We start from the raw sequence: 15,258 nt of genomic DNA on the forward strand, positions 1-15,258 counted from the left end.
GGGTCGGCCTCACTCGTCCTCGTCGCGCTCCCAGGGCCAGCGAGGCCGGCCGCGCTGGCGGAACCGCCCGACCAGGACCAGCTGATACAGGAGGACGACGAGCGCAGCCAGGATCCCGGCGGTGATGGCGTACCAGCTGCCGAGCTGCGACACCGCGAACAGGAAGTAGTGGAACGGATTCTGCGGGTCGCCCGCCGCGCCCGTTATCCCGCCGGCGGCGATGTACACGAGGTAGCAGGCGATTCCCGTTGCCAGGGCGGCTCCCGGCGACACCCGCTGCTTGTCGGCGGGAACGCGCGTGCCGAGCGCGATGAGGAAGATCAACAGCGTCAGCACCGCTCCCCCGACCATGAACGGACCGACGAGCGGCCCCACCGTGCTGTCGGATACGGGATCGGTCTCGGTGAGCAGCGAGAGGATGCCGAACGCCGCGACGATCAGAGCGAGGTAGAGCCCCGCTGCGAAACACGCCACGATCGTGGCATACTTGCGCTCCTCCCGCATGTTGCGCTCAGTAGCCGGCGCCCCCGGCGTACGCGGCGGCCGCCCGGTTCTGCGCGTCGGCGACCTGCTCCTCGTAGTCGGCCTGCGCCTCCGCGTTGCGCGCCTTCAGCTTGCGGCCGCGGGCGGCGAGCCAGGCGCCGGTCCAGATCGAGATCTCGCGCGCGATGACGCCGGCGAGGACGGCGAAGGGGTTGACCCACGCCGTACGGAGAAGGACAGCCATCTCTTCGGGGGATCGGGCTCCCACCTGAAGGGCGACGAGGGAGGCGCCGATGTAGACGAAGTAGACGAAGACGGCGACGACGAGGCCGCCGAGGATGTAAGCCCACCAACGCGACCGGTTGAGAATCTGGATGAGCACGACCATGCCGATGAAGAACGCGATCACCGGGGCCCAGCCGCGGATGCCGAACCCGGGGCCACCGGTGTAGAAGTCGATGAGCGCCTGCACGAATTCGTTGCTCGGCGTGAGGAGCGCGCCGACGACGACGACGGCCAGGCTCCAGAGCGCGGCGAACGCGACCGTCCCGACGAGCGCGATGAGGATGCCGAGCCCGCGGTTGCTCTTCTTCTTGGGAGGGTGCGGATGCTGGAGGTAGATGGGGGTGACGGGCTGCACGGTGGCGGCGGCCGCGGCTGCGGTGGTCGCGGCGGCTCCGGTCGCGACTCCGGTGGCGGCAGCTGCCGCCGGTGCACGCTCGGGCTCGGCCGGAGCGGTCTCAGCGGGCGCCTCCTGGAGTCTTGCCGCCTCGGCCGCGACGATGACCGGGGTGGCCGCCTCGACGGGGCTCGCGGTGTCGACGGTCGCTGAGCCTCCCGCCGTCGCACCCGGCTCGGCTGACGAGCGGGCGACCGCTGCGGCGACGTCGTCCTCGCTGGCGGTTACCGGTTCCGGCTCGATCGCGGGCGCGGGCTGGCGAGGTGCCGGCGTCGGAGGCACGGTGGCCTGCGCGGCGGTGGCCTCTCCGGCTGGGTGATTCACGTGGCCGCGCGCGGACACGGGGGTCGACGGGGGCTCGGAGAGGTCGGCATCGGTGTCGGTGTCGTCAGGGTGGGGGGTGGCGACGGTGGGCTCGGCCGCAGCAGACGCAACAGGCTCGGCGGCAGCCGACGCGGCGGGTGCCGTGGCCGGGGCGAGCGGCTCCTCCCGGGGGGCCTCGGCCGCGTCGGGCTCGGGCTTCTCAGCGGGCTCCGGCGTCGTGTCGCTCATGCTGGCACTCCTCGATCCGCCCCAGTGGGCACCTGTCAGTGGTGCCCACTGTAGCAACGGGGCGGTCCGAAACCGGGGAGGTGCTGCGGCTCAGCGGGAAGGCGTGGGACTGGGAGTCGGCGCAGCTGCGGAAGCGGGCGACGGCGCGGACGAAGCCGGGTGCGGGGATGCCAGAACGTAGACCAGACCGTTGATCGTGTAGGTCGCCCCCTCGGCCGCTGCCGGGGCACCGGGCTTCGCGCCCGGAGCGGGAGCGGCAGCGGCGGCCTCCTCATTCCCGCTGAATCCGGTGACCAGCACGAGCCGCGACCCATGCTGCAGGCCGCCGAGGAACGCGATGGCCCCGTCCATACTGCCCTTGACGCCGATGGTCACCGGGATCGCCACGAAGTTGCTCGCGTTGATGAGCGGGTTGGTCGCGATCTTCGGGGCGGCGGGGGCCGCGGGCGCGGCTGCTGTCGGCGTCGGCGTGGGCGTGGGACTCGACCCCGATGCCGCCGATGCCTTCGCGGGCGCAGCAGGAGCGGGGGCGGCCGGCGGGGTGTACGCGACCGCCTGGCCCGGATTGAACTGCGAGATCGTCGTCCCGGTGGAGGCGGCGAGCGCCCGGAGGTCGGACAGAAGCGTGTCGAGCGAGGGGCTCGACGGGATCGAGCGCTGGAGTTCGGTGAGCTGCCCGTCGAACTGGGAGATCTTGGCGTAGTCCGACTTGAGCTTCGCCAGCTGCACCTGCGATGCCTGGTTGTTGGCCAGAACCGTCGCCGTCTGCTCTGCCGCGGCAGAGGCTGCGGCCAACTGGGGCTGGATGCCGAGCAGGTAGCCGAGGCCGAGGACGACCGCGATGGCGAGGCCGATCGCTGCGATGACGATGCGCTGCTTGTCCACGTCACTTCCCCTTCTGGGCGAAGCGCCCGTCGAAAGCCGACTGGTCGAGGTGCAGGATCGCGGAGGCGGTGTAGCCCGTCGTGTCGAGGGTGACCGCGCCCGGTGCGACGTCAGCGACGGCGGGGAGCGTTGCGAGCTGCGCAAGCCAAGCGGAGACGTTGTCGAGGCTCGGCGTCTTGGCGTCGATGGTCACGGTGGCGACGCGGGCTCCTTCGAGCGGGACCGACGGCTGCTGGTAGGCGGCGAGCGGCGAGGCCGAATCGAGCGTGATCCCCGTGATCGCGACCCCGGCTCCGGCCGTTGCCCGAACCTTGTCGAGGAAAGCCTCCCAGTCGATCTCGGTGGCGGCACCCACCTGCTGCCCGGCCTGGGTGAGCGCGATCTGGCTCTGAACGCCGCGGACCTTGGCGTACTTCTGCTGCTGCCGGGTGAGCGAAACCGCCTCCGCCTGGGTCGTCGCGAGTGTCGCGTTCGCCTGGATGGCGAGGACGGTGCTCCCTCCGATGCTCGCGGCCACGATCGCGATCACGATCACGAGGGCGAGCAAGAGCCTCCGGGCGATGGCGTCGTTCCGTCGCGCCGCCTTAACCTCCGGCGGGAGGAGGTCGACGCGAGGCTCGACGGGGAGCGTCGTACCCGCTCGCGGTGCGGACTTGTTCTTGCCCTTGGGCGGTGCCCCGGCAGCGGGCGGGACACCGACGTCTCCGCCCGGTGCGGCCGCGTCAGCGATCGAACGGCCACGCCGCCCCCTCGTCTCGGTGCCCGGTCCGACATCCTCCGGGCGGGTCAGTTCTGCGGTCATGCTGCCTCACTTCCCATCGCCAGTCCGAGGGCCACGGTGATCCCGGCCTGGTCGAAGCGCAGCTTCTGCGCGTCGACGTGCCGCGAGATCGCGACCGACGGGATCGGGTCTGCGATGCGGGCGGGCACCCGGGTGAAATCTGCCAGAGCGTCTGCGAAGCCCGGCATGAGCGAGCCGCCCCCGGTGAGCAGGATGCCTCCGACCGGGTGGCTCGGCCGCGTGTTCGAGTAGTAGGAGATGGTGTTCCGGAGGCTCACGAGAAGGTCCGAGATCACCTCCATCGCGGCCGGTGCCACCGCGCGGGACGCGGGCGAGTCCTCGACCGGCGCGATGCCGTGGAGGCGCTTCTGGCGTTCGGCCTCCTCCGGGGGGATGCCGAGCCGGGATGCGAGGCCGGCGGTGACGTCCGCCCCTCCCGCAGCGATGATCCGGACGAACTGGGGAACCCCGTCGGCCGAGACCACGACGCTCGTCGTGTTCGCCCCGACGTCGACCAGAGCGATGGTGCCCTGGAGGCGCGGACGCGACACGAGCAGCCGGCCCAGCGCGAACGGGATGAGGTCGACCTCGACCGGGGTCAGACCCGCCGCCTGCACCGCCTTCACGTTGCCGACGACCGCCTCCTTGACGGCCGCGATGAGGAGGCCGTGCGTCATCGGGCCGGTCTCGGTCATCGACTCCGAGACCGGATAGAAGTCGAGGAGCGCGTCCTGCACCGGCACGGGCAGCATCTCCTGCGCCACGAACGGGAGCGACTCCCGGATGCGCTGACGGGTCGCCGTCGGCACGCTCAGGTCGCGGGCGAGCACGCGCTGGTTGCCCATGCCGAGCACGACCTTCTTCGTCTTGAATCCGCCGACGTTCCAAAGCTCCTTGAGGAGCATGCCGACGGTGTTCGGCTCGAGCACCTCGCCGCGGCTGACGGCGCCCTCGGTGAGCGGCACCTCCGCGTAGCGCAGCAGTGTCGGACGGGGCTTGCCGGGGTCGCCGAGTTCGACGGCACGGATCGTCTCGGATCCGATGTCCACCCCCACGATCGTCTTAGCCATCGAGCTGTCCCCTTTCCGGCCCTCTCATTGCAGGCCGATCACAGCGAAGTACGAGGCGACGAGGGGGGCCCCGAAGAAGATCCCGGCCCAGGCGCCCGCGAGCATCCAGGGGCCGAACGGTATGCCGCCCTTGCGGTCCACCCGCTTCAGCGCGAGCAGCACCACGCTGAAGACCCCGCCGAGCACGAAGGCGGCGAAGGCTCCGACGGCGAGCTGCGCCCAGCCGGCCCACCCGAGGGCGAGACCGAGCACACCGGCGAGCTTGACGTCGCCGAGGCCCATGGCGTCGGGGCGGACGAACGCCAGGAGGAGGTAGAAGCCGCCGAGGGCGAGCCCCCCGATGGCTGCCTGGCCGAGCCTCCACCAGTCGCCCTCGACCGCGGCGGCCGCGGTCAGGAGGGAGCCGATGGCGACCGCCGTCGGCACCACGATGCGGTCCGGCAGCCGGTGGGTCTCGATGTCGATGATCGCCAGCGCGACGGTCACGGCGGCGAGCCACAGGTACGCGACGAGCTCCAGCGCCGTTGCCGCGACCGAGCGACCGGGGACGTGGAGCGGCCCGAGGAAGGCGAAGGCCACCACGGCGAAAAGCACCGCAGTGCCCAGTTCGACGAGCGGGTAACGGACCGGGATACGGGTGCGGCAGTCACGGCAGCGCCCCCCGAGGAACAACCAGGACAGGACCGGGATGTTGTCGTACGGACGGATCCGGTGGCCGCACGAAGGGCAAGCGCTGGGCGGCTTGACGAGCGACATGCCGGCCGGGACCCGGTACACGACCACGTTGAGGAAAGATCCGATGAGCGAGCCGAAAACGGCGACGACGGCGACCATGAGCAGCACCTACCCGCTGATGTTCCGGACGGAGTACACGGTGTCGAGGTGACCGGGCACGGGAGGGGTGGGCGGCGTGTAGGTGCCGTTATCGAAGTTCACACCAGGCAGGCCCATCGAGATGAAGTGCAGGGTGAACGAGTTGTTGAACGCGATGTTCGCGGCGTAGATCTGGCCCCACCAGGCGCTTCCGGAGTTGCTGAGGCCGCAAGGCGTGTAGATCATGATGTCGAGCGACGAGTCCGTCACGACCTGGTTCTCGATCTTGGTCGTCTGCGCCGGCGCGGGGCACGTTGGTTGGGCGTCGGCGACCCGGTCCGGCGACACGATGTAGAGCCGGTGGGTGCCCGTGCCGCTCGCCGAGGTCAGCGTCTGGCTCTTGAGGTCGAACGCATCGGCGATCAGCACCACGTCCGTGTTGAGGGTGAGATTGTTCCCGCTCAGATTCACCATCCCAGCAGGACACACCGAGGAAGCGTAGACCACCGTCGGCGTTGTCGCTGCGTTGATGGCGGCTGCAACAGTCGACCCTGTGCACGACGTCGGGATCTGCTGGGTGAACCCGGTCCAGTCGGCGAGGTTGTAGTTGAAGTCGACCCAGTTAGGCACGACGGGGGGCGCCGGTGTGACGATGCCGGTTTGGTTCTGGAATACGCGACTCGCGGGCAGGCCAGAGCCGGAGACGCTCACCGTCCCGGCCGTCTTGAACGTGCCGCCCACGCTTCCCGACACGGAAGACGCGCCGGTAGTCGGACCGGCGATGACGCTGCCTCCCACGCTTCCGGAGATGCTGACGGGCCCGGAAGAAGTGATGTTGCCGTTGATCTGCGCGCCGTTTGCGACCTGCACGACGGGCGACGTGGAACCGGAAGCGTGCACGTTGCCGGTGATCACGCTGTTATTGCCGATCTGGACCGTCGCCGACGCCCAGAGGTCGCCGTTGATGGTGCACCCGCTCGGGGACTTGTAGATGCCGTCACCGAGGATGACGTCGCCCTGGATGGAACCGCCGGTCTGGCAGCTGGCGCTGCCGTTCTTGAACTCGATGCCCGGGCTGCTCGTGCCGCTCTGGGTGATCGTGAGGTTGGTGATCGTACCGTCGGTGACGTTGTAGCCGTAGACCGCGGAACCTGAACCTGTGATGCCCTGGCCCGGGTTGTAGGGGATGTAGTTGTAGATCGCCTCGACGGTTCGGGTGGCGGCGGTCGAGGACTGCGACGTGCCGACGGACACGATCTTGACCTTGTTCACATCGGTGGCGTTGGAGGGGCATCCCGTCAGCCAGGTCGTCCCGCTCACCGTGCGCTGGTAAGAGATCGATACCGAATACTTGGGCGTCACGCTGCTCGTGTAGGGAAGTGCGCACGTGCCCTGGGTGAGCTGAGCAGCGGCCACCGCGATGCCGGCCTGGGCCGCCGCCTGAGCTTGAACGCCGCCCCGAGTCGTATCGCTGTAGCGGAATGAAGTGACGATCATGCTGCTGCTGAGCAGGATGAATGCCATCATCACCGCCGCCAGACCGACCACGGCCACGAGCGCTCCGCCGCGCTCGCCCCGCCGGCGGAACCGGAAGCGGAGTCTGCTGATCAGAAGCATGGGCTGCTCACCGTCGTCGTGTTGGGAATGTGGATGGTCGTCTCGATGTGCACCGGCTTCTGCGATCCGTTGACCACGTCGAACTTGAGGTCGACACGAGTCCCCGACGGAGCCGCGAAGACGGTTGACGACTCGGCCTCGGAAACGGTCGCGCCCAGCCCGTTGCCGACGAGTTGCCACGTGGAGTCGGGCGTCCCCGTGGGCATCGCGATGGCCGAAGCTGGGAAGACCTGCTTGACGTAAACCGCGCCCCCATTCGTCGGGAGGTAGAACCACGCCTCGCAGCCGACGCCGGAGGCGTTACCTTGCGTCGGATCGTTAGTGGAACTTAGCGAGAATACGCGGGCCTGCAGCATCTGCGCTCCACTGGTGCTGTCAGTGGTGACACCGACGGCCGTGGCGTTTGCGACTCCCTGAGTGACAGAGCGGGCCACGAGCTGGCCCAGAGTCGCGGCCGCAGTGGCAGTCCTGGTGCTGGTCGCGGCCTTGCCGGCGCTGACCAAGAAGCTGCCCACCGTCACCAGCACGATGATCGTCAGGGCCGCGGCGATGATCAGCTCGATCAGTGTGAAGCCGGAGTCACTGACCTTCCGCCACGTGCGGTTCATGATGCCGACCTCAGAAGGACCAGGCTCGTCACGGACGCGAGGATCGTCGCGCTGCCAGAAGCAGCAACGGTGACCGTGACCGAGATCGTTGCGGGATAGGTCGTCGGGCAGGGGAGCGAGACGGTCCGGGTGGCCTGCAACGCGATGCCTCGCGCGTCGACGACGGGCGCCACCGTTTCGGACTGATAGGCCTGCAGTGCGGCACACGTAGCCGCGCGGCTCTGAGCATCGTCGATCTGCTGTCCGGCGAGCTGGCTCGCGGTGGCGATCGTGGTATTGACCGAGGTGGCCCGTAGCTGAGCAACGAAGGTCGGCAGGATCGCGAGCGCCAGGACCGCGAGCAGGAGCATCGCCACCATGACCTCGACGAGCGTGAAGCCCGCGTCGGCGGACTCCGATCGTTCGGATGCTGTGTTCACGATGCACCTCCCTCGGTTCGGGTCTCGGGTTGGTGAAGATCAGGTGGGGCAAAAAGCGAAAGCCGGGGTGACCGTGCGGACACGGCCACCCCGAAGCATTCTGTTACTGGCAGGTGCTCGGCAGCGTGTGAGTGCTGTCGACCTTGGTCGCGCCGGAGGAGTCAGTGGCGTAGAACACCGTGTGCCCGCTGCTGGAGCTGGTGGCCGTCACACAGAACGAGCTGCCGCTCGACGCCGGGAAGTACGCGAGGCTCTGCGTGTTGTTGCTGAGGCTGGCGCCGGCGCTGATAGCTGCGGGGGTGAGGATCTTGCCGGTGGAGTCGACGACCAGAGTGCTCGGGCTCGGCAGTGCCCCAGTGCTGGTCTGCATGCTGACGACGGCGGTCTTGAGGTTGACCGCGTCGGACTGGGCCGAGCTGTCCTTGGCGTTGTCCTGGATGCCCAGGTACACGGGGATCGCGATCGCGGCCAGGATGCCGATGATGATCACGACGACGAGGAGCTCGATGAGGGTGAAGCCCTTGTCGGTCTCCTCACCCTGGAGGAGTGCCTTGCGGCGGGCGTTGAGGGTGCCCATGAGACGGAAATACATCGCAGGTTCCAATCGGTCGGAGAACTTGTGGGTCGGACCGGGTGCGAGACCGTCCCGATCGGGTTCGATGGTATTTGCCAGGAAATTCGCGGAAGAATCCCGCGAGTGGGGGGTTTTTGATATTTCTGTGACCCCAGTTGAGGGGCTTTTCCGCGTGTCGGGTCCGCCAAAAGGGGGACTGCATACCGCGAAAACGAGAGAAGCGGGTAGGACTGCTATGGCGAGGCATCGCAGTCCTACCCGACGCTCTTATGGGGCGGTGCAGGTGCCGGGGAGCGGGTTAGCGGTCGTCACCTTGGTGGCGCCGCTGGAGTCGGTGGCATAGAAGACAGTGTTGTTAGAGCTCGTGCTCTTTGCCGCCACACAGAAGGAGCTGCCGGTTGCGGCCGGCTTGTACGTCAGGTTTGCGGTGTTGCTGCTCTTGCTCGCACCAGCAGTGGCCGAGCCGGTCGCACCGGTGGTGGGGGCGCCGCCGGAAAGGACGGCCGTGTCAGCCGGCAGCGAGCCGGTGCTGGTCTGCATGCTGACCACCGCGGTCTTCAGGTTGACGACATCGGACTGAGCCGAACTGTCTTTGGCGTTGTCCTGGATGCCCAGGTACACGGGGATCGCGATCGCGGCCAGGATGCCGATGATGATCACGACGACGAGGAGCTCGATGAGGGTGAAGCCCTGGTCGGCTTCTTCGCCCTGGAGGAGGGCCTTGCGGTGGGCATTGAGCTTGCCCATGACGCGGAAGTACATTGCAGTTTCCATTCGGTCGGGTAACAAATGGCCCGGTTTCTTCCCCCGGGACGTGCTTGATGCTATGGCCCCGAAATTCCGCTGCAGAATCCCGCGAGTGGGGGGTATTTTGGATTTCTGTGACCCCAGTTGAGGGGTCTTCATGTTACATTTTTCGGCGCTGATCAGTGGATGAGCGTAGCGATCTGGAAGATCGGCATGTAGAGCGCGATGATCATGCCGCCGATGACGACACCGAGGAAGGCGATCAGCAGAGGCTCGATGAGGGATGTCAGGGACTCGGTCATCGCCTCCACCTCGTTGTCGTAGAAGACGGCGATCTTGTCGAGCATGGTCTCGAGCGAACCGGCGTCCTCGCCGACGGCGACCATCTGGGTCACCATGGGCGGGAAGACGTCCACGCGAGCCATCGGCTTGGCGATCGTCTCGCCCTTCCGGACCGATTCGGCCACCTGCTCGAGCGCGTTCTGTATGACCCAGTTGCCCGAGGTCGCCCCCACGATATGCAGGGCATGGAGGATCGGGACGCCGGCCGCGATCATGTTCGAGAGGTTCTTCGAGAACCGCGCGACGGCGATCTTCTTGGTTAGCTTGCCGAAGACGGGCACTTTGAACCGATACGGGTCGGTGACGCGTCTGACGTTCTCGTTGTTCTTGTTGACTCGCCACCACAGCCAGGTCCCGATGATCAGGATCGCCAGCAGGGGCCCCAGCCAGACCATGGAAGCCGAAATATTCACCAGGATCTGCGTTGGCAGCGGGAGCTGACCCCCAAGACTCTGGAACATGTTCTTGAAGACGGGCACGATGAAAATCAGCATCACGACGACCGAGACGAGCGACATCACCAGCACGACCACCGGATACGTCATAGCCGACTTGATCGTCGAGCGGAGCTTGACCTCCTTCTCGAAGTTCTCGGCGATGGAGTCGAGCGCCTGATCGAGGAAGCCGCCCGTCTCACCCGCCCGCACCATGCTGATCATGAGCGGCGGGAAGTCGACGTCGTGCTTCGCCATGGCGGCCGATAGGGAGGTACCGTCCTCCACATCGTCGCGGACCTTCCCGAGGATCTCGGCGAGACGCTTCGACTCGGTCTGGTCGGCGAGGATGTTGAGCGTGCGCAGCAGCGACAGGCCGGAGCCGATCATGGTCGCCATCTGACGGCTCATCACCGCGAGATCCTTGAGCTTCACGACCCGTTTGAAGCCGGGGATCGTGATCTCCTTCTGCAGGCCCGTGCCGGCGCCCGCCTCCTGGATCGAGACCGGGCTGAGCCCCATACCGCGCAGACGGACGACCACCGCGCCCTCGCTCGGCGCGTCGAGCCGCCCCTTGACGAGCTTGCCCGTCGCGTTGCGGCTCACATACGCGAACGTGGTCGCCCCGGCCATCAGCGTACCTGCCCCGAATAGGCGTCGCCGAAGTTCGGGCCGCTCTCGGCGATGGCCCACGCGGAGGCCGTGGTCGGCGACTCGGTGCGCTGAATGAGCCGTTCGAGACCCTGGGGGTCGTGAGCCTTCTCGAAGGCCGCAGAGCGCGTGATGACCCCGGTGTCGACGAGGTCGGCGAGGTGCTGGTCCATGGTGTGCATGCCGAGGTCGCGACCGGCTTGCATCATCGAGCCGATCTGATACGTCTTGCCCTCGCGGATCAGGTTCGCGATGGCGGGCGTCGTCAGCATGACCTCCGTGGCGACCACTCGGCCGCGGCCGGAGGCGCGCTTCACCAGCGTCTGGCAGATGACCCCCTGGAGGGTCGCAGCGAGCTGTGCGCGCACCTGCTGCTGCTGGTGCGGCGGGAACACGTCGATGACACGGTCGATCGTCTGAGGGGCGTCCTGGGTGTGCAGGGTCGCGAAGACGAGGTGGCCGGTCTCGGCGGCGGTGAGCGCGACCGAGATCGTCTCGAGGTCTCGGAGCTCGCCGATGAGGATCACGTCCGGGTCCTGGCGGAGCACGTGCTTCAGCGCGTTGTTGAAGCTGTGGGTATCGTGGCCCACCTCGCGCTGATTGACCAGCGCCTTCTTGTGGGTGTGCATGAACTCGATGGGGTCCTCGACCGTCACGATGTGGTCGGCCCGGGTCGAGTTGACGAGGTCGATGAGCGCGGCGAGAGTGGTCGACTTGCCGCTACCGGTCGGGCCGGTCACGAGGACGAGACCGCGCGGCAGCTGCGAGAGTTTCGCTACGCTCGTCGGAACTCCGAGCTCGTCGAGACCCTTGATCTCGGTCGGGATGAGACGGAACGCTGCACCGACCGAACCGCGCTGCTGGTAGATGTTCACGCGGAAACGGGAGTTCGCCGAGATCGTGAAGGCGAAGTCCAGCTCGAGTTCGCGCTCGAACGTCGACCGCTGGCGGTCGTCGAGGAGGCTGAACAGCGCCTCCTTCGTCCGCTCGTGCCCCCACGGCTGCGCCGACCCGGCGGGCGTGAGGGCGCCGTCGATGCGGACCATCGGCGCGGCGCCGACGGTCACATGCAGGTCGGAGGCGCGGAGCGACACGACGGCTCGGAGAGCGGCGACCAGCTCCATGTCCGCGGCTGCGAGTGCCTCCCTCTCAGCAGGCGTCAGGGTGTGCAGGTCGTCGGTTTCGTCGAGCACAGCCGTCGGGGTGGCGACCGCGGGCGGATTCGTTGCGGGCTGCGCAGGGAACGGAACGGGCGCACCGACGGGCGCGGGCATCGAGAGGGGGACGCCGACGGGCGCGGTGGCTTCCGATGCCGGCGGAGCGTACGAGACGGGGGCCGCGGTCGGCGGATCGAACGAAACGGGGACTGCGGTCGGCGGATCGAACGAAACGGGAGCGGCCATCGGAGGGTCGAACGAGACCGGCGCGGCCGTCGGAGGGGCGTACGCCACGGGCTCAGCAACGGGCACGTCGAACGGAACGGGCGCAGCGGCCGGCGACTCGGGCGCGGCGCTCGGCGCAGCCGCGACGGGCTCGTAGGGGGGAGCAGGCGCGATCGGCGGTGCCGTCTGCGTCTCCTCGACCGCCCACGCCGGCATCGGCGGCGGCGCTGACTCCTCGCTCTGCTCGGTCGCGCCTCCCCGCAGCGAGTCGAACACCGAGGCCGGCTGCTGCGACGAGAGGAACGTCGACGGCTGCGGGACGGGGTAGGCGTCAACCGGCCCCGAGACAGGTCGCGCCCAGCCCGGTGCCTCCGGTGGCGTGACCGGGATCTCGTAGACCGGTCGACTCTCGCCGCCGTTCCGTCCCGGCCACCCGTCGTTCAGCGCATCCGATGCCATGTGATTCCTCTCCTAAGCGACCACTCGAAGGATCTCGTCGACCGAGGTCTGTCCGAGCCGGACCTTCTCCCACCCGTCCTCACGGAGGGTCAGCATTCCCTGCTCGCGTGCCATGCGCCCGATCTCGGCGCTGGAGGCGCGCTCCACCGTGAGCCGCTCGATCTCCTCCGTCACCGCCATGACCTCGTGGACGGCGAGCCGGCCGCGGTATCCCGTGTTCGAGCACGCGGTGCACCCGACGGGGCCGTAGACGACCGGCGGCTCAATCTCGGGCGACACCGGGAAGCGGAGGCGGCGCAGGTCGTCGACCTCGTACGCGATCGGCTGCTTGCAGCGCTCGCACAACCGGCGCGCGAGTCGCTGAGCGACGACGCAGTCGAGTGCCGAGCCGACGAGGAACGGTTCGATGTCCATCTCGGTGAGGCGAGTCACAGCGCTGGGGGCGTCGTTCGTGTGGAGCGTGGAGAGCACGAGGTGACCGGTCAGCGAGGCCTCGATCGCGATCTGGGCGGTCTCGTGATCGCGGATCTCGCCGAGCAGGACCACGTCGGGGTCGCTGCGGAGGATGCTCCGGAGGGCGCTGGCGAAGGTGAGCCCGGCCTTCGGGTTCACCTGCACCTGGTTGATGCCGGGCATGCGGTACTCCACCGGGTCCTCGACCGTGATCACGTTGATCTCCGGTCGGGATACCGCGTTCAGCGTCGTGTAGAGGGTGGTCGACTTGCCCGAACCTGTCGGTCCGGTGACGAGGATCATCCCGTACGGCTTGGAGTACGCGGTCTTGAACGTCTCGAGGTTGCGTTCCAGGAGGTTCAGGTCGGTGAGCGTCAGCGACGTGTTGGTGTTGTCGAGGATTCGCATGACGACCTTCTCGCCCCACACCGTCGGGAGGGTCGCGACGCGCAGGTCGATCTGACGGCCGCCGTGGGAGACCGACATTCGGCCGTCCTGGGGCTTCCGCCGTTCGGCGATGTCGATGTCGCTCATGATCTTGAGCCGGGAGATGACGCCGTTCTGCACCGACTTGGGGGCGCTCTGCATCTCGTGCAGCACACCGTCGATCCGGTACCGGACACGGAGGCTGTGCTCGCCGGGCTCGATGTGGATGTCGGAGGCGCGGTCCTGGATGGCCTGGCTGACGATGAGGTTGACGAATCGGACGATGGGCGCCTCGTCGTCGGCGGGGTCATCCGCGACAGCCGCAGCGCCGATGTCGTCGGGGCCGGCCTCGTCCTCCAGGGTGGTCGTGAGGTCGTTCAGCTCGTCGTCCGCTCGGATGTACCGGTCGATGGCGGCCGCGAGGTCGTCCTCTTCGGCGACGACGGCGACGACGGGCATGCGGGCCGCCGCGCGCACGTCGTCGATGGCGAGCACGTCCCCCGCGTCGCGCATCGCGAGGACCAGGGCGCCCTCGGCGAAGGAGATCGGCAGGACTGTGTGCCTCCGGCAGACGGCGCCGTTCACGAGGGCCACGGCCGAGCGGTCCACCGGGTAGTCGACGAGTTCGACGAACGGCACCCCCGCCTGAGCAGCTCGGGCCTTCGCGACCTGCGTGCTGCTGATCGCTCCGCGTTCGATCAATTCGCGGACCACGCTCTCGTCATTGGGCGCGGCGGAACTCACCTCGTCGAGGTATTCGATCGGCAGATGGCCGTGCAAAATAAGGATCTCGGTCATGGACGCCATGGCGACCTCCCAACGACGAACGCTGCCGACCGGGTCGGGTGTGCCGGCAGACCCGACCGGTCCGGGGCGAGACTCCCGAGCCGGGTAGGCGTTGCAACCCTAATGACAGCGGGAGGGGCGGCGACAGTCCCGCGAGAGGGTGCCCCACTTGCGGGGGGCAAGCGTGCGCCTCCCGCTTGTCAATGGCGGCGGAGGTCGCCCCTCCTGCTCGCGAGCACCACGAGCACCGCGGCGACAGCGGCGCACCCCATGGTCGCCAGCCAGTAGGGCAACGTTCCGGCGGCGTGGCCGGTCGCGGCCTGGACGATGCCCGTGAGGAAACTGCCGACGGCGACGACGAGGAGCACCGCAGCGGCGCCGACCATCACGCGGCCGGCCGCGTCGGTGTACTCGAGGAGGTTGCGCCACACGCCTCCATTGTTCCAGACCCACGACGCGCAGGACGGCGGGGAGGACGACAGCCCGCACCCAATGCCCGGGACCTAGCGCGCAGCCGTCACCAGTTCTTGGGCAGTCGCGGGTCGTCGGGGTCGATCGGAGCGCACTGACTGTCCCCGACGAAGTCGGCGAGATTTTCACCGATGGTGAACTGGATCCCGAAACCGTCCGCGCGAAGCCCCGTCAGATAGGGCGGGTAAGAGACGACCTTCCTGGGCGGGAAGATGTGGTTGTCTTCCACCACCTTCGTCGGATAGCCGCGCTCCGTCCACAACTGCGCTACCCGTTCCGCCGTTTCCTTTGGACTGAACTTCGTCGGACCGTAGTACACATTGAAGATGTTCCAACTCTCGGACGGGGTGCCGTCGGCGTAGTCACCGCACCCGAACCCCCACTCCGCTTCGGCTCGATTCGGCCAGGTGTCCGCGACCAGGGCGGTCGCCTCGTCATACAGCCTCTGAATCTCCTGCCGGACCGCAGCGCGGTCGGCTCTGTCCTGGTCTTCCACCTGCTGAATCTCCTTCGCGGTCTTCGGTTGATGCGCGCACCCCGTCAGAGCAACGGTTGTGAGCAGAGCAGCAAGCGCTACTGTGCGCACCACAACACCGGGCCGGCACGCGGCCGAGATGATCATGAGG

16 protein-coding genes are annotated in these 15,258 nt (G+C 68.0%); all 16 read right to left on the reverse strand.

The genetic code is table 11. From position 1 onward, the window contains the following. Positions 1-9 precede the first annotated feature (9 nt). On the reverse strand, positions 10-504 hold the full coding sequence (locus FPT20_RS12240; RefSeq protein ID WP_158865647.1) for a DUF6121 family protein: 495 nt from the start codon (positions 502-504) through the stop codon (positions 10-12). Positions 505-511: 7 nt separating this feature from the next. After that, entirely contained in the window at positions 512-1,714 is a 1,203-nt protein-coding gene (locus FPT20_RS12245) for a hypothetical protein (protein ID WP_158865649.1), read from the reverse strand. 90 nt (positions 1,715-1,804) lie between these two features. Further along, the gene (pilO, locus tag FPT20_RS12250) at positions 1,805-2,599 is read right to left on the reverse strand and encodes a type 4a pilus biogenesis protein PilO (protein ID WP_158865651.1); all 795 of its coding nucleotides are present in this window, start codon (positions 2,597-2,599) and stop codon (positions 1,805-1,807) included. A gap of 1 nt (position 2,600) precedes the next feature. Continuing rightward, on the reverse strand, positions 2,601-3,401 hold the full coding sequence (locus FPT20_RS12255; RefSeq protein ID WP_158865653.1) for a hypothetical protein: 801 nt from the start codon (positions 3,399-3,401) through the stop codon (positions 2,601-2,603). Continuing rightward, a complete protein-coding gene (pilM, locus tag FPT20_RS12260; protein WP_158865655.1) occupies positions 3,398-4,450 on the reverse strand; it encodes a type IV pilus assembly protein PilM in 1,053 nt (350 codons plus the stop codon). Before pilM ends, FPT20_RS12255 begins: the two co-directional genes overlap by 4 nt. 24 nt (positions 4,451-4,474) lie before the next feature. Next, a complete protein-coding gene (locus FPT20_RS12265) occupies positions 4,475-5,284 on the reverse strand; it encodes a prepilin peptidase (RefSeq protein ID WP_158865657.1) in 810 nt (269 codons plus the stop codon). A 9-nt stretch (positions 5,285-5,293) separates the two neighbouring features. Continuing rightward, positions 5,294-6,880, reverse strand: coding sequence for a polymer-forming cytoskeletal protein (locus FPT20_RS12270; protein WP_158865659.1), 1,587 nt, complete (start codon positions 6,878-6,880; stop codon positions 5,294-5,296). Next, a complete protein-coding gene (locus FPT20_RS12275) occupies positions 6,871-7,488 on the reverse strand; it encodes a PulJ/GspJ family protein (protein ID WP_158865661.1) in 618 nt (205 codons plus the stop codon). Before FPT20_RS12275 ends, FPT20_RS12270 begins: the two co-directional genes overlap by 10 nt. Then, a complete protein-coding gene (locus FPT20_RS12280; protein WP_158865663.1) occupies positions 7,485-7,907 on the reverse strand; it encodes a prepilin-type N-terminal cleavage/methylation domain-containing protein in 423 nt (140 codons plus the stop codon). Before FPT20_RS12280 ends, FPT20_RS12275 begins: the two co-directional genes overlap by 4 nt. 103 nt (positions 7,908-8,010) lie before the next feature. Continuing rightward, positions 8,011-8,499: a type II secretion system protein gene (locus tag FPT20_RS18170; RefSeq protein WP_442786491.1), complete on the reverse strand. Its 489-nt coding sequence runs from the start codon at positions 8,497-8,499 to the stop codon at positions 8,011-8,013. A gap of 249 nt (positions 8,500-8,748) precedes the next feature. Then, complete coding sequence (locus tag FPT20_RS18125; RefSeq protein WP_267902722.1) at positions 8,749-9,243, reverse strand: type II secretion system protein; 495 nt, start codon at positions 9,241-9,243, stop codon at positions 8,749-8,751. Positions 9,244-9,407: 164 nt separating this feature from the next. After that, positions 9,408-10,637, reverse strand: a complete 1,230-nt coding sequence (locus FPT20_RS12295) for a type II secretion system F family protein (RefSeq protein ID WP_158865665.1) — start codon at positions 10,635-10,637, stop codon at positions 9,408-9,410. Next, entirely contained in the window at positions 10,637-12,496 is a 1,860-nt protein-coding gene (locus FPT20_RS18175; protein WP_325064790.1) for a type IV pilus twitching motility protein PilT, read from the reverse strand. The genes FPT20_RS12295 and FPT20_RS18175 overlap by 1 nt, the downstream gene beginning before the upstream one ends. A gap of 12 nt (positions 12,497-12,508) precedes the next feature. Beyond that, positions 12,509-14,182 (reverse strand): GspE/PulE family protein, encoded by a 1,674-nt coding sequence (locus tag FPT20_RS12305; RefSeq protein WP_158865667.1) that lies wholly within the window; start codon positions 14,180-14,182, stop codon positions 12,509-12,511. 179 nt (positions 14,183-14,361) lie between these two features. Beyond that, entirely contained in the window at positions 14,362-14,592 is a 231-nt protein-coding gene (locus FPT20_RS12310) for a hypothetical protein (RefSeq protein ID WP_158865669.1), read from the reverse strand. A gap of 86 nt (positions 14,593-14,678) precedes the next feature. Continuing rightward, on the reverse strand, positions 14,679-15,254 hold the full coding sequence (locus tag FPT20_RS12315) for a hypothetical protein (RefSeq protein ID WP_233265502.1): 576 nt from the start codon (positions 15,252-15,254) through the stop codon (positions 14,679-14,681). Between the last annotated feature and the right edge of the window lie 4 nt (positions 15,255-15,258).

Source organism: Leifsonia sp. AG29 (assembly GCF_009765225.1).
Lineage (GTDB): Bacteria > Actinomycetota > Actinomycetes > Actinomycetales > Microbacteriaceae > Leifsonia.